Origin of the sequence: Brevundimonas sp. ZS04 (assembly GCF_001956865.1) — a bacterium.
GTDB lineage: Bacteria > Pseudomonadota > Alphaproteobacteria > Caulobacterales > Caulobacteraceae > Brevundimonas > Brevundimonas diminuta.
Genome location: NZ_MTHE01000008.1, coordinates 24,715 through 38,828, shown reverse-complemented (window position 1 = coordinate 38,828; position 14,114 = coordinate 24,715). Strand labels below are relative to the sequence as shown.

Here is a 14,114-nt window from a genome sequence, read left to right as displayed (position 1 = left end):
GGAATGTCCCCTGGAAATGCAATGGATGGCGGCCGCGTCGTCGCATAACGACGCGGCCGCCGGTCTTCAGACGCGCAGGCGGATCAGAAGACGCCCTTAATGCCGATGTTCCACATCGATCCGTAGACCGTGTACTGCTGCACCCGATCACGCTCGTTGGAGTAAATGACGTCCGGAGAGTTGAAGATATTGCGGCCCGCCAGCATCAGATCGAAGCGGTCATTGATCTTGTAGTTGACGCTGACGTTCCACAGCTCGCGCGGCGAGTGGTACAGGATGCCGTTGTTCGGCGTGGTCGGCGTATTGTTCAGTCCGCTGACCCGATACTTCGACTGCCAGTTGCCGTTCAGCTGGAAGTCGAAACGGCCGATGTTGTAGCGGACGCCCCAGTTGGCCGCCTGTTTCGGCGTACCCTGACGCTCGCCGTCCGGGTCCAGATAGGTCACCGAACCGTGCAGGCCCAGACCGCGCCAGGCGCCCGGCAGGAAGGTCAGTTGCTGGTTATACTCCAGCACCACGCCGCGATTGGTGCTGGTGCCGTCCAGGTTCTGGGCGCTGCGGAAGGTGTAGCCCGCATATTCGGCCGGATCGAAGCCGACGTCTTCCGGGTTCACCGTCATGCCGGTGACCTGCATGTCGTTCATGTCCAGCTGGTACGCGGACAGGCCGATGATGCCCGATGGTTCCAGATAGTATTGCAGGCTGGCGTAATACTTGGTCGACCGCTCCGGCTTCAGTTCGGGATTCGGCACGGTTACGATCATGGTGTCGTCGTTGATCGACACCACCCCGCCCAGATTTCCATAGTCGGGGCGCAAGATCGCCTGGCTGAAGGAGAATTGGCCGACCAGCTTGTCCGTGAAGTCGTATTTGACGCCTCCGCTCCAGAACCAATCGTCATAATCGCCTTCGCGATCCTGGTAGGTTCCGTTGTTGTACTGGTACATCAGGCCTTCGACGGTGCCGACCGACAGCCCCGCGTCCGTGACTTCCTTGACGGGGCGAAGGACGGCGACGCGCGCCGCCGTCTCGGTCTTTTCGTAGCGCAGTCCCAGATCGAAGCGCGCGCGACCGGCGTCGGCCTGGACCTCGCCATAGGCCGAGGTGATGTCTTCCTTGACGCGCTTATTGTTGTCGAGGCGGCGCTTCAGGTTGCCGACCTCGTCCGCCACGAAATACTCGGGGTGGTCGCGATAGATGTCATACATCCCGTAGTGGCTGTCGGCGCGCCAGCCCTGGGCGTTCATATTGCCCGCATCGAAGCCGATCATCTCGAAGCGGTATTTTTGGGTCCACGGAATGACCGCCTCGGCCGCCGTCTGGGTCAGATCGCCGGTCGGGCCGACATATTTGAACTGCTGGTTCGAACCTTCATCCGTACGCCAGTCGTTGCTGCGCGCGCCCAGTCCGCCCATGAGGGTAAAGTGGACATCGCCCATACTCAGGCGTTTCTTCACATCCAGGTTCAACGAATACATGTCGTTGATGGCGTCCGACTCCGCCGTGCGGATGTTGTTGCCGATGGAGATGTCGCGGTTGAAATTCGTCGGATCGCTCCACGAACGGCCCGCCGTCTGACGCAGATACCAGGCGTTCGAGGCCGTGGAGTCGCGCTCCATCTCGAAACCGATCCCTGTCAGGTGGTTGTCGGTGCGCTGGAAGAAGCCCTTGCTGGTGTCGCGGAAGTTGAACTCCGCCGAGGAATAGCTGGCGCGCAGCGCCGCTTCCCAGGTCTCGCCCTTATATTCCAGCTTCGGCGCGATCAGATAGGTCGGCGTCCCCGCGTAACGATGCGAATAGCCGGTATGCAAGCGGGTGTTCTTGCCGTCCGGATTGACCACGATGTGCGTGCCGCTCGAGTCAGGCGTCGCATAGGATTTGGTCGAAGTCCCGAACGTCAGATAGGTGTACTGGTTGAAATACTCCACATCATAGAAGGAGTAGTTGCTGCGCAGCGAGAAGATCAGGTCTTCGGTGAACTTGTAATCCAGCGCCAGATTGGCGGCCGTGCGGCTGGTCAGTTTCGGACCCGGGCGCCACATGACCTGATAGGGCAGCACCCGGCCGTCGGCCAGATAGGACCAGTCGGTCTGGATGCGATCCTGCTGCACATAATTGGCGTTGTGGCTGGCGCTGAAGGCCACGCCCAGACGGCCGTCCATGAAGACGTCGGCATAGGAGAACTGGGCCGAGGGGTAGAGGCTGGCGTGCTTCTTGTCGTCGGGCATGTAGTGGCGCGACAAGGCCGAGTCCGAGGTCGCCACCCCGCCCAACTGGAAGCGCAGCTGCCGCTCCGGCAGTTGGAAGGCGTATTTGCTGCGCAGGTTGATGCTGCCGCCGGGCGAATCCGCATCCATGCTGGCCAGCAGAGTGTGGTTCAGTTCGATCGTCTCGATGCCGGTGATCGACATCTGCTCGAACGAGTTCTGACGGCCCGAGTTATTGTTCGAGGTGGCCGTGGCCATGCGGGCCCCGTCCATGGTGAAGGTCGAATATTTGGGCGGCAGGCCGCCGATCCGCACCGCGGTGGCGTCGACCTCGGTGTAGTCGATCGACAGGCCCGGCATGGACTTCATGAACTCGCCGACGTCGCCCATGGTCAAAGCGCCGAAATTGTCGGCCGGGACCACGTTCTTGGCGTTCATCGCCACGCGACGCTCCATCAGCGCCTTGGCCTGACCGCCGCGCGCGGCCGTCACCACAATGTCCGAGACCGAGGCCACGTCATCGGCCACGCCATACGACGGCGCTTGCAGTTCGACGTCGACGACTGCCGTCTGGCCCGCACTGACGCCGGCGACCACGCGCGCCTCCTGCAGACCAGCATAGCGCACCACCACCACGACCTCGCCGCTCGGCACGCCGCTCAGACGGAAGACGCCGCCGTCCCCCGAATAGGCGACCAGACTAGTCCCCTCGACCCGAACTTCGGCGTTGCGAAGGTATTCGCCGCTGGCCGTGTCGAACACCCGGCCGCGCAGGGCGCCGGACGCCGCCTGCGACTGGGCCGTCGCTTCGCCAGCCGTTTGCGCGACGGCGGCCTGCGGCGCGACGGTCGCAAAGGCCGCCGCCACCAGCGGATACAGCAACAGGGCTCGCGGGCTGGCGCTGGCGAGGTGACGTGAACGAACTCTCATGGAAACTTACTCGGGAACTGAGGAGGAAAAAAGCGAAAGGATGCGGGCCACCGTGCAGCGACCCGACAGGGAGCTCAGCCGTCAGACATGGTTCAGGGGGTGGAGATCAGTTGCTGACGCTGGTCGGCGTTGACGGGGGCGAACGGCGCCTGCGGATCGCCTGTCCATCGCATCAGGGTGATGTCCGCTGTCTGGGCGCCCTTGCCGCCGGAATTCTCGGCCACATAAAACAGGCCCCGTCCCAGCGGCTGAAACCCGACGTCCGCCTTCCAGCGCCAGCCGCGCACGCCGGTGGCCGGATCTTCCAGACCATCCGCCGCCAGCGGCAACAGCAGACCCTGCTCCCATCCCTCGCTCGATGCAGGAGACACGCCGATCAGATCGCCGCACGCGGGCTGGGCCTGAGCGTCGACAGCGAACAGCAGATAGTTCGGGAAGGCGGACTTGCGACCTTGATAAACGCCCATGAACCACCGGCCTGCTTCGGCGTCATAGGCGAGATTCTGCACGCCATAGGTCGTATTGCCGGTACGAACGAAATACTTACCGTCGACGGCGGCAGGGCCTTCGCGGTGCGGAGCCGCCTCTGACAGCGGACGGGCGTATCGGTCCCAGTCGGCGATATCGTATTGCAGCAGAACCTGATGGTCGTTGTCGGTCCGCGTCACGTCGCCATAGACGCCATAGCCGACGGTCAGCATCACCGGTCCATCGGTGCGCCCGAAGCGCGGGCCGAACGTCACGCCGTCGATGCCCGAGGCGCCGTAGCGATGGTCGCGCGTGTCCGCCGTATCGCCGTCGAACCGTCCGTCGCCGTTCATGTCAGCGGCATAGTCTCTAGCGACTTCGGCCAGATGCACCGTCTGGAACAGGACGCTTTCGCTCGCCTCCACGCCGATGCGGTCCAGTCCGGCGACGTCGATTACGGCGATGTAGAAGGCCTCATCCGCCTTGTACTCCAGCGAGCCGTAGAGCTTGCCGTCAGCGGGGTTGAACGCAAGGTCGCCCAGATGGCCGGTCCAGCCGACCAGGGTGCCGATCAGTCGGCCCTCGAGGTCGTATTTGGCCAGAAGATTGGTGAAAGAGTAATAGATATAACCGCTGTCCAGATCGACGGCGACGCCCTGGACATGGCCGGCATCCCACGTCCCGCCGTTCTGGGTCAGAGGCAGTCGGGCCAAGGCCTGTCGGTCGACCTCGTTGGCTATCGTGGCCAACGCGTGGCCGGGAGCCAAGACAACCGGAGCCGCGGCCGCCAGCGCCATGCTCGCAGCGACCATTGGAACGGTCGCACGCCGCAAAACACCAAACTTCATCCTTACCTACCCCCTTGCGACGGCGACGGGGTCTAGGTCGAGTTCATGATCGATCGCTCACGCTTCAGCTACATTGGCGCTAAGTTTGAATGACGTTAATTTTGGGATTGGTGCGCAAACGGACAGACCATGCAAAACCCGTCGCGACCGAACATCCGTACCCACAGCGTAGGACGATTTCATCATTCAGCACGCCATCGTTCGGCGTGTCAGGGCTCCGACCATCCCTGCACGCGAAGGGTCGCAATAGGTCTTTGCGGGCCTGAAAAAACCAGGCTGGCCTTCTTCTCTCCCCGACCGGGCACGTAGTCGAGCGAAGCCCCTGAGCGTTCTTCGCCGACTTGGCCCTCGATGTCCACGGCGGCGGCGGCGAGGTCGCCCTGGTTGGAGACCACGACGTCGACCACCCATCCGCCGGACGAAGGTCGAACCGCCTCGCTTCTGATCATCAGCGCCGCCGGCGAAGGAACTGAAAAGGCTGCTCGCGCCAGTACGCCCGCCGCGCCGAGCGTGATGAGCAGCCCAACCAGGGCGCAGGCGCACTGCAGCCGCGACACGCCCTTCTTTCCTGTCTTCTTCTGTTGCTCCTTGGCCGTCACGGCTACACCAGTAGCCGCGCGGCCGCGGCCCCGATCGCCGCCGGAAAGGCGAGGATCACGACATTGGCCATGAGCGCCTGGAGCCCATGGCCGTCCGCTCCGCCGAACACCCACAACATGGCGAGGCTGGCCAGCAGGCACAGGGCGTAGCCCGGCAGGGTGAAGTCGAAGAAAGCCCGAACCGGCGTTTCCGCCTCCTCCTGCCCAGCGAAACCCGCCTCGAAGACGATCAGGTGCAGCAGGATCACCGACAGGACGAGCACGCCCAGCGCGCCCAGCGGCGTGGTCATATAGGCGATCAGCCGCATCTCCTCGGTCGGGGCCAGGTTCATGGCGAAGTAGAGGGCGCCGGCCAACATCAGGAACAGCTCGCCCGGATAGGAGGCCTCATCCTCATCGCCCTCGTCCGGATCGCCCGACAGCTGGCGTCGCGCCGCCAGGGCGCCCAGCGCGGCGGGCACCGCCTGAAGGGACATCTGCCCCACAGCGGACGCCGGCGAACTCAGATCCAGCACGTTGAAGACCAGCAGAAGCCCAGCGGCGGTGACGAAGCCCACGGCCAGGGCGACCAGGGTGTCCAGCGCATTGTTGACTAGGCCCCGGCGGGCCGAAAACCCGGCATAATGCGCCAACCCGAACAGCACCGGCAGCGCCGCCAGGAGAAAGACGAGACGCCGCTCCGGTTCCGCAGCAAATCCGAGAGCCCACATCTCCATCGTCATCAACAAGGGCAGGCTGAACAGCAGCGCGCCGCCGAAGGCTCGGCCCAGATCGCGGATATAGGCGCTGTCTTCCCCTCGCGCGGCGTCCTGCATCGTAGTCATGCCCATGCAACGCCGCCGTTCGGTTTCGGCTCCCGCATGGTTGCGGCGCCTCAGTTCAACCGATTGCGGAGGCGCTGTTCCGCAGCGCCGTCCGCCAGTGCAGCGTCGCAATCGCAGGCCGCCAGCGAAAGCTCCTCCTGGTCAAGGACGACCAACCGCGCCCGACGAATCCGGAGAGCTCCCCGGTCCTGCAGGTGGCGGCACGCCGCGTTGACGCTGGTGCGCTGCAGGCCGAGCATATCCGCCAACTCGCCTTGGGTGATGGAGATCCCTCTCTCCTCACCGTCGGCGGCATGGAGGCGCGCGATCCATTTCGCCAGGCGCTGGAGGGCCGTATGCCGGGCGTTGCAGGCGGCCTCGACCCCAAGCGCGCGCGCCCGCGATGCGGCATAGGCGGCGAGAAACTGGTGAATCCAAGTGCTCTTCAACAGGGTTCGAACGGAATTCAGCGGCGCGATATAGCCCACGGTCGGCAGAATGGCTCGCGTGTTATGAGCCTCAATGGTCACGCCGATAGCGCCTTCCCATCCGAGAACGCTGCCCGGTGGAACGACGCCCACACAGATCCGCTGATCGGATGAAAAGAAGCCCAAGGCGCCATTCAGGACGAAATAGAGCGCGTTGCTTGGCGGCGCCTCGCCCGCTTCCAATGAAAGACGGCGCGCCGACTCCGTCAGCCCGACCTGAACCTTCTGTGGCAGCACGGCGTAGACGGGATGGTCCTCCAGTCTCGTCCTGGTGCGCGGAGGCGCACGCCCGCTTCCGACATCGGCGTGAAACCCGGTCATGTTTTGATCCAGTGAGAGCTGCTGGACTTGGCCAGCAGCAACGAACGATTGCGTTCTGATCAATTGTAAACCCCTGCCTGCGCGACGGTTCCTCCAAATATGAAAAAGGAGGCCGCCGTCGCGGCCTCCTTCTCACCCGAACGCAAAGGGATCAGCGTTCCCCGCCCTTTCGTCCGGCCTCCGAAGCGCGTTCGGGATCGTCGGCGAAATTGCCGCCGCCCGCCGAGCCGCCGCTGTCATCGCCCTGGCGCGTGGCGGACGCTCCGTCGCCTCCCTGCGAAGCCTGTCCGCCCTTCCGACCCGCTTCGGCGGCCAGCTCATGGTCCTTCGAGAAGCTGCGATCTTCCGGATCGACGCTGGCCCCCCCCTTGCTGGCGATCTCGCGCTGTTTGTCCTCGTCCATGGCGGCGAAGCCGCGCTTCGACGACGACGAGCCTTGCTGTTGCTGACCCTGTTGCTGGTTCTCAGCCATTGTTCACTCCCTCATTTTCATTGCTCGCCCCGAAGGGCTCCCCTCCAACCTGCCCGCCTTCGCCGGGTTCATCCTTCGCCTGCCATTGACCGCCACCCGACAGAAGGCGGTCGCCCCGTCGCCGACGGGAACAATTTCAGGCGCCGTCCTCTCCTCAGTGCAAAGCCATGACGGGAGAGTCCGATGGGAAAACAGAAGCAATCCGAGGGTCGGGAGCGAAACGCCGCCATCCCCGGCGGCAAGCCCGACGCCGACACGCCGGATGAAGCCGTGCGGCGCGTCGGACGCGAATCCCGCCGGCGGGCGGGGCCGGACGGTCCTGACGCGCGAGAGATCGGCGACACCTTCAAGAAGGGGTCTGCTCCCCCTTCGGGCGCAGCCCACCAAAGTGCGCCTGAGCGGCGCCGCCGGACGTTATAGCCACCACAATCCTCTCCGTCGCCGGGAGGGATACGGATGTGCATGATCCACCCCGTCGCCCTAGCCAAGCTGCGCGCACCTGAACCATCCTCAAAAGCCGTCAGTGCAGTTTGAGCCGCCCGGACACGCGGCGCATCAGCAGGCGGGACAGGGCCAGAAGCGCCGTGCGCCGCAGGCCGATCACCGCGCGATAGTGGTCAAGGTGCAGACCCATATAGGCCTGACGCGCCAGCCAGCCCTCGATCAGGAAGTTCGGCCCCACCAGACCGCCCATCAGCGATCCCACGCCGCCTTCGCTGCCCAGCGACACCAGGGAGCCGCGGTCGCGATAGACATAGGGGCCCGGATCGCCCGCCTTGAGCAGGGCGCGAGTCAGGTACCTCGCCTGCTGGGCCGCCGCCTGCGCCCGGGCCGGGACGAAGCCGTCGGCGCGCGGGGCCTGGGCGCAATCTCCCATGGCGTAGACGTCCGGGTCGGACGTCCTGAGACGATCGTCCGTTACAAACTGGTTGAGACGGCCGGTCTCCAGTCCGAAGTCGCGATTGCGGGGCGACGCCAGGACGCCCGCCGCCCATACGGTCAGATCCGATCGAATCCAGCCCCGGCTGGTCTGCAACCCGTCCGCCGCAACCTGTTCGACCTTGGCGTTCACGGCCAGGGTCACGCCCCGGCGCTGCAGCTCGCGCGCCGCCTTGGCGGCCACGGTTTCGGGCAGACCGCCGAGAATGCGCGGCCCCGCCTCGACCACCGTCACCCCCAGATCGAACTTCTGATGCGCCCCCAGACCGGCCGACAGGGCTCGGTGGCCTTCGATCAACTCGGTCGACAGTTCGACCCCCGTAGCGCCCGCCCCGACGATGGCGATGTCCAGCCTTTGGCCGGGCGCATAGGCCGAGGCCAGGAAGGCGGCGGTCAGGCGCCGGTTGAAGGCTTCGGCGTCCGCCACGTCCTCCAGCAGGTGGGCGTGCTCGGCGGCCCCGGGCGTATTGAACAGATTGGAGCCGCTGCCCGTCGCCAGCACCAGGCGGTCATAGGCCAAGCTGCGCGCCGGAATCAGAACCCGGCCGTCGTCGTCCCGCACTTCGGCCAAGCTTAGGCTCTTTTCAGCAACGTCCAGTCCCTCCAGGTCTCCGAAGGCGAAACTGAAGTGATTGCGCCGGGCCAGCAGCGGATAGGCCAGGCCTTCCTGATGCGAATCCAGCGAGCCGGCCGCGACCTCGTGCAGGGAGGGTTTCCACAGGTGAAAGATGGTCCGGTCGATCAGCAGCACGCGTCGCGGACCTTCCTTGCGGCCCAACGCGCGCCCCAGCCGTGCGGCGAGCTCCAGGCCGCCTGCGCCGCCGCCGACAATGACAATCTCATGGTCCATGTTTTCTCCTCTCGGAACGAAGGCCGACAACACTCTTGAGGCGGATATGGATACGGCCGACGCCTGACGCGCCGGCCGCTCCGCGGATGCGACGATGTTTCGTATCGTCCGTCCGCAAACCCCCGCTTCCCCTTTTTGATGTGAAACCCCAGCGCCTAGCCTGGCGGAACGGCGGGGATAGGCCGCGTTCGCCCCGCCCCTGGGCCGGCCCCGAGGTCTGCGCCGGTCAGCGGATCGGATTCAGGTTCGGAACGCGTGCGGGCGGCGAATGTCTCCACCGCCTTTTCTTCGTCGGCCGGAAGCGCCACCTCGGCGCGGCCGTCCCCGCCGTCGACAGCCATTTGAGCTTCGCGCTCGTCGACTGTGTCCCACTGCTCGCCCGTGTTCCACGGTCCGGATGCGTCGCCCTCGCCCTGGGACATGTTGTAGTATTTGTCGGCGAAGTCCGGATGGCCCGGCAGCTTGCCCGGCGGGAAGTTGGCGGGGATGGCGTAGAGCGCCTTCTCGAACGACTTCTGATGGGCGACCTCACGCGTCATCAGAAACGTCAGGGCGTCCTTGATCCCCGGGTCGTCGGTGACGTTGATCAGCCGCTCATAGACGATCTTGGCCCGCGACTCCGCCGCAATGTTGGAGCGTAGGTCGCAGGCCGGATCGCCGATCGAGTCCACATAGGCCGCCGTCCAGGGCACGCCCGCCGAATTGATCAGGGCCGCGCCGCCTCCATACAAGATGGACGTGGTGTGGCTTTCGCCCCCCGAGGTCATGCTGGCGTAGAGATCGGCCTCCTCCTCCGCCGCCTCGGCCAGACGCCCCTTGGCGCCGCGGTTCAGCATGGCGACGATCGAACCGATGATTTCAAGGTGGCTGAGCTCCTCGGTCGCGATATCCATCAGCATGTCGCGGCGGCCGACGTCCTCGTCCGCCAGACCCTGCGTAAAGTAGCGCATCGCCGCCGCCAGTTCGCCCTGCGGTCCGCCGAACTGCTCCAACATCAGGGTCGCTAGGGCCGGATTGGGTTCCGAAACCCGCACCGTGTACATCAGCTTCTTGTTGTGCATGAACATCTCGCGTCTCCTTGCGACGGCGATCAGCGGCTGGGGTTCTCGCCTGCGCGCTTCAGCATGAGGAATTTTTCGGTGAGGGCCGGCAGGCTCTGGTCCACCCAGGCCGCCATGCGCGCTTCTTCGTCCAGCGAGGCGTTTAGCGGGTCCAGGGCGACAGAGTAGCCGCCATGCTGGGCCAGGACGATCAGTCCCTTATAGGCGGCGACCTCATAGTTCTCGAAAGCGAAGTTGGCGAAAGCGTTCTTGAGGATCTCATCCTCGGCGAAGGTGTGACCCAGGGCGGCCATATTGCCGCTCATGCACATGGCGGCGTCCTTCAGACCTGACGGGCTCTCGTCCAGACCCGAAAGGATTTGCTCAAGCCGTGAAATCTGCTGCTCGGTTTCGAGCCGGTGCGCCTTCAGCTTCTCCGCCACCTCATTGAAATTCCTGGCGCGGTCGATCTGCCGATCCATCAGGGCCAGGGCCTGATGCTCCACGGCGTGGGCGTTCTTCAGGCCGTTCACGAACACGTCGCGCCAGACGTCGTCGTTGTTGATCATGTCGATCTCCTTCGGTTTGCGGGTCTCTGGCAAACCAGCGGAGCGGCTCAGGGGTCCGGCTGTCGGATACCCGTCACTTCATCGATCTCCGCAACGAACCCGCCTTCGGTCCATTGGCCCTCGTCGCGGCCATGGTCGCTCTGGCTGGCTGCGCAACCACGCCGCCGCCGAAGGTGCGGATGATCCCCACGGCTGATCACGGCGTGGGCGTTCGTTTCTCGCGCGGCAACGCCCTGATGGTGTCGAACGGGCCGTCCAGCGCGATCATGCTTTTACCTGTGCGCTACAACGACACCCAGAAGTTCTTCTTCTCGATCGCCGCCTTCAACACCTCTAGCTATCCGATCAACATCGGCTCGGAGGACGTGCGGCTCTATCTGGATGGGCAGCTCTACCGCGTCCAGGACTTCGACTATCTGCGCCACACGGCCCGTATGTCTGCCCGACGCGAGACGAACCTGGCCTGGGCCGACGCGGCGGTGGATTACTTCCTCACCCTCCAGGAGATAGAGGACCATCCGCGCCGCCACGATATCGCCTACCGCAGCGCCTCGAGGCAGTTGCAGGCGTCGCACGACCACATCCAGCGACGTCTGCGCAGACCATCGCCACTCTGGGCCGGACCATGCTGGAGACGACGACCATCGACCCCGGCACGCCCCACGGCAGCGCCATCTTGGCGGGACAGACGGAAGTACACGGCAGCCTGGCGGCACTGCTGGCTCTGGGTCAGGCCCGAAACGCAAAAAACCCCACGGCTGGAAGCCATGGGGTTTCCGCAGATCAGAGCCTCACGTCCGGATGTGATGCGGGAGCAGGATTTGGGCGATACCTCACACTTAACTTCCTCACCTGAGATTTTAGCCGACAGACTCTAAAACTCGGCCGATGCGACTCTGAGGTCCGCCAGGAATTTGGCGCGTTCGCTATCCCTCGCAGCAGGATCAGGCAGGCGCAGCAGATAAGCAGGGTGAACAGTAAGAAACACGCGCGCGCCGTCGTCCGCCGTGATGACCCGGCCCCGCTCGGCCTGCACGGCGGGTTTCCGGCCAAGCACCGCCAGACCCGCCGTTGCGCCCAACGCTAGGATCAACCGAGGCTTCACCAGACGTCGTTCATGATCCAACCACCAGCGGCAGGCCTGAACCTCGCTAGGGCTTGGCGTTCTGTGCAGTCGGCGCTTGCCGCGCGGTTCGTGCTTGAAGTGCTTGACCGCATTAGTCAGATAGAGGTCACGACGATGCAGGCCCGCTTCTTCAAACGCCGCGTCCAGCAGGCGTCCAGCGGGACCGGTGAAGGGTCGTCCGACCAGATCCTCCTGATCGCCGGGCTGTTCGCCTACCACCATCAGAGCCGCACGCTTGGGGCCCTCGCCGCAGACGCCCTGGGTGGCGTCGCGCCACAAAGGACAGCGGCGGCACCCCTGAACGCCCCGCGCCAGCTCATCCAGATCGTCAGGAACCAGATCGTCGGTCGGCGCGCGATCGACGGAAGGTGCGCGGACGCGCTGGAAACGCTCATTGGGTTTCGGTGCGGACTGCGTCACCATGGCTTCGGTGCGAACCGACGCAGCGGCGGTCAGTTCCGGTATCAGCGCCGCCTCGGGCAGGTTCTTCCAGTAGCGCTTGGGCATTTCCGACCGCATCGCCTGAAGCCGCAGCCGTGCGGGATTGAAGGTCGAAGCGTAATAGGTGCGCCAGAAGTCCTCCACGGCGTCCTCGGCCGGGGCCTGCGCCTGTTCGCCGGCAGGGCCGAAGGTCAAGGTCTCGCCGTGCCAATGAGCTGAGCCGTCCGGCGTCAGGATCGTCCATCGCATGGCGCTGAATCGCCGGGCGAAGAAGGGCGCGGTCGCCTGCAACACGCGATGCGCCGGCTCGAACCAGGCGACCCAGTGATCGCCTGCCTCATCCTCAGCCTGTCGGAATCGGACGAAGGCCTTCATCTTGTGGGCGGCGCGGCGCACCGCCTTCACCCGATCAGCCGCCTCGGCCACATCCCGATCCGACAGGACGGCCAGCAGGTCAGGCTGATCCTTCAAGCGCCACAGCAGGCGATACATCAGATCAAAACGATCCTCGGATCGATGCTGGATCAACTGCGCCGCCGTCTCCATGAAGGCGCGCGGGGCGTTGAATGCGCCCTCGACTTCGGGAAGAGCCGCCGCCTCGTCGAACAGGTCGCCACGCGAACGGCCCACGGCGAACCGCACCTGGGCCGGCTCGACGCCCGCCAGCCTCAAACGCCGGGCCGCCTCGCGCCAGCTGTCGAAATCAAGCGGATCGGCCAGGACAAGGGTCCGCATCAGAACAGGCTCAACTGTTCGGCCTTGCGCCGGGGGGCCAGGCGCGCACGCAGGTCCGCCGCGTCGGTCAGGCCGCCGGGCGTCCAGTCCAGGGCGGTGATCCACGGCCGCACCGCCTCGATGGAGCGCGTCAGCCGGCCCACGTCCTCCAACCGCAAGGTCCGATGCCGCCGCACGGACAGGATGCGGTCGACCGCCTTCACACCCAGTCCCGGCACCCGCAGCAGCGCCTCACGCGCTGCACGGTTCACGTCGACGGGAAAGGCCTCGCGCCGACGCAAGGCCCAGGCCAGTTTGGGATCGACGGCCAGATCCAGCATTCCATCGTCCGTCCCCTCCCCGATCTCGGGCGCGGTGAAGCCGTAGAATCGCATCAGCCAATCGGCCTGGTAAAGCCGATGTTCCCGCATCAGCGGCGGCTTGGTCGGCGGCAACAGGTTGGAGCCGTCGGGGATAGGACTGAAGGCGGAATAGTAGACCCGACGCAGGCCGTAACCGCCATACAGGGCGGCGCTGCGCGCCATGATCTCCGTGTCCGGCGCCCCGTCGGCGCCGACGATCAATTGGGTCGACTGCCCCGCTGGGGCGAAGGCGGGCGGGCGTTTTCGGTCCTTCTTTTCGGGCCGGGCCGCTTCCAGCTTCAGCCGCACCTGCCCCATGGCCTTGCGGATCGTTCGCGCGTCCTTTTCGGGCGCCAGTCGGCCCAAGGCCTCGTCGCGGGGCAGTTCGATGTTGGCGGACAAGCGATCGGCATACAGGCCCGCCAGCTCGACCAGCCGTGCGTCCGCCTCGGGGATCAGCTTCAAATGGATGTAGCCGCGAAAGTCGTGATCTTCGCGCAGTCGCCGCGCGACCTCGACCAGTTGTTCCATGGTGTAGTCGCCGTTGCGGATCACCCCCGACGACAGGAACAAGCCCTCGATATAGTTGCGCTTGTAGAAGGCCAGGGTCAGGTCCACGACCTCCTGCACCGTGAAACGCGCCCGCTCGACGTTCGATGACACCCGGTTGATGCAATAGGCGCAGTCGTAGATGCAGAAGTTGGTCAGCAGGATTTTCAGCAGGCTGACGCACCGGCCGTCCGGCGTATAGGCGTGACAGATGCCCATGCCCTCGGTCGAGCCGATCCCGCGACCGCCCAAGGAATCTCGTTTAGCCGAACCCGATGAGGCGCATGAAGCGTCATACTTCGCCGCATCCGCCAGCACCGCCAGCTTTCGTCTCAAATCAATCTGCGCCATTTGTTCATGATATGTTCCATTCATGGGAGGATCCAGC

The 14,114-nt window shown here is 64.9% G+C and carries 12 protein-coding genes; 1 reads left to right on the top strand and 11 read right to left on the bottom strand.

From position 1 onward, the window contains the following. Nucleotides 1-83 precede the first annotated feature (83 nt). From BJP32_RS11385 to BJP32_RS11340, 9 genes are all read right to left on the bottom strand, one after another. A complete protein-coding gene (locus BJP32_RS11385) occupies nucleotides 84-3,137 on the bottom strand; it encodes a TonB-dependent receptor (RefSeq protein ID WP_083673972.1) in 3,054 nt (1,017 codons plus the stop codon). A gap of 92 nt (nucleotides 3,138-3,229) precedes the next feature. Then, nucleotides 3,230-4,318 (bottom strand): hypothetical protein, encoded by a 1,089-nt coding sequence (locus BJP32_RS11380; protein WP_143255460.1) that lies wholly within the window; start codon nucleotides 4,316-4,318, stop codon nucleotides 3,230-3,232. A gap of 344 nt (nucleotides 4,319-4,662) precedes the next feature. Then, nucleotides 4,663-5,052, bottom strand: coding sequence for a hypothetical protein (locus BJP32_RS11375; protein WP_083673971.1), 390 nt, complete (start codon nucleotides 5,050-5,052; stop codon nucleotides 4,663-4,665). A 2-nt stretch (nucleotides 5,053-5,054) separates the two neighbouring features. Beyond that, nucleotides 5,055-5,882 (bottom strand): TIGR02587 family membrane protein, encoded by an 828-nt coding sequence (locus tag BJP32_RS11370; protein ID WP_076224122.1) that lies wholly within the window; start codon nucleotides 5,880-5,882, stop codon nucleotides 5,055-5,057. A gap of 44 nt (nucleotides 5,883-5,926) precedes the next feature. Continuing rightward, the gene (locus BJP32_RS11365; RefSeq protein WP_076224120.1) at nucleotides 5,927-6,727 is read right to left on the bottom strand and encodes a Crp/Fnr family transcriptional regulator; all 801 of its coding nucleotides are present in this window, start codon (nucleotides 6,725-6,727) and stop codon (nucleotides 5,927-5,929) included. 88 nt (nucleotides 6,728-6,815) lie between these two features. After that, a complete protein-coding gene (locus BJP32_RS11360) occupies nucleotides 6,816-7,136 on the bottom strand; it encodes a general stress protein (protein WP_076224119.1) in 321 nt (106 codons plus the stop codon). A 520-nt stretch (nucleotides 7,137-7,656) separates the two neighbouring features. After that, nucleotides 7,657-8,925, bottom strand: a complete 1,269-nt coding sequence (locus BJP32_RS11350) for an NAD(P)/FAD-dependent oxidoreductase (RefSeq protein ID WP_076224115.1) — start codon at nucleotides 8,923-8,925, stop codon at nucleotides 7,657-7,659. Nucleotides 8,926-9,080: 155 nt separating this feature from the next. Then, nucleotides 9,081-9,992 (bottom strand): manganese catalase family protein, encoded by a 912-nt coding sequence (locus tag BJP32_RS11345; RefSeq protein WP_076224113.1) that lies wholly within the window; start codon nucleotides 9,990-9,992, stop codon nucleotides 9,081-9,083. A 23-nt stretch (nucleotides 9,993-10,015) separates the two neighbouring features. Next, complete coding sequence (locus BJP32_RS11340) at nucleotides 10,016-10,534, bottom strand: ferritin-like domain-containing protein (protein WP_076224112.1); 519 nt, start codon at nucleotides 10,532-10,534, stop codon at nucleotides 10,016-10,018. A gap of 179 nt (nucleotides 10,535-10,713) precedes the next feature. Here BJP32_RS11340 and BJP32_RS11335 point away from each other — a divergent pair, with 179 nt between their 5' ends. Then, entirely contained in the window at nucleotides 10,714-11,412 is a 699-nt protein-coding gene (locus BJP32_RS11335; RefSeq protein WP_128719703.1) for a hypothetical protein, read from the top strand. On the opposite strand, the gene BJP32_RS11330 is transcribed toward BJP32_RS11335, so the two are convergent. Then, nucleotides 11,409-12,836, bottom strand: coding sequence for a UdgX family uracil-DNA binding protein (locus BJP32_RS11330; RefSeq protein WP_076224108.1), 1,428 nt, complete (start codon nucleotides 12,834-12,836; stop codon nucleotides 11,409-11,411). The genes BJP32_RS11335 and BJP32_RS11330 overlap by 4 nt on opposite strands. Next, entirely contained in the window at nucleotides 12,836-14,077 is a 1,242-nt protein-coding gene (locus tag BJP32_RS11325) for a putative DNA modification/repair radical SAM protein (protein WP_076224106.1), read from the bottom strand. The genes BJP32_RS11330 and BJP32_RS11325 overlap by 1 nt, the downstream gene beginning before the upstream one ends. Nucleotides 14,078-14,114: the final 37 nt, after the last annotated feature.

Bases quoted from the DNA above. Each gene is read 5' to 3' on its own strand.
- BJP32_RS11335 (WP_128719703.1), top strand. From the start codon at position 10,714: ATGATCCCCACGGCTGATCACGGCGTGGGCGTTCGTTTCTCGCGCGGC.
- BJP32_RS11340 (WP_076224112.1), bottom strand. From the start codon at position 10,534: ATGATCAACAACGACGACGTCTGGCGCGACGTGTTCGTGAACGGCCTG.
- BJP32_RS11385 (WP_083673972.1), bottom strand. From the start codon at position 3,137: ATGAGAGTTCGTTCACGTCACCTCGCCAGCGCCAGCCCGCGAGCCCTG.
- BJP32_RS11345 (WP_076224113.1), bottom strand. From the start codon at position 9,992: ATGTTCATGCACAACAAGAAGCTGATGTACACGGTGCGGGTTTCGGAA.
- BJP32_RS11330 (WP_076224108.1), bottom strand. From the start codon at position 12,836: ATGCGGACCCTTGTCCTGGCCGATCCGCTTGATTTCGACAGCTGGCGC.
- BJP32_RS11360 (WP_076224119.1), bottom strand. From the start codon at position 7,136: ATGGCTGAGAACCAGCAACAGGGTCAGCAACAGCAAGGCTCGTCGTCG.
- BJP32_RS11370 (WP_076224122.1), bottom strand. From the start codon at position 5,882: ATGGGCATGACTACGATGCAGGACGCCGCGCGAGGGGAAGACAGCGCC.
- BJP32_RS11325 (WP_076224106.1), bottom strand. From the start codon at position 14,077: ATGGCGCAGATTGATTTGAGACGAAAGCTGGCGGTGCTGGCGGATGCG.
- BJP32_RS11350 (WP_076224115.1), bottom strand. From the start codon at position 8,925: ATGGACCATGAGATTGTCATTGTCGGCGGCGGCGCAGGCGGCCTGGAG.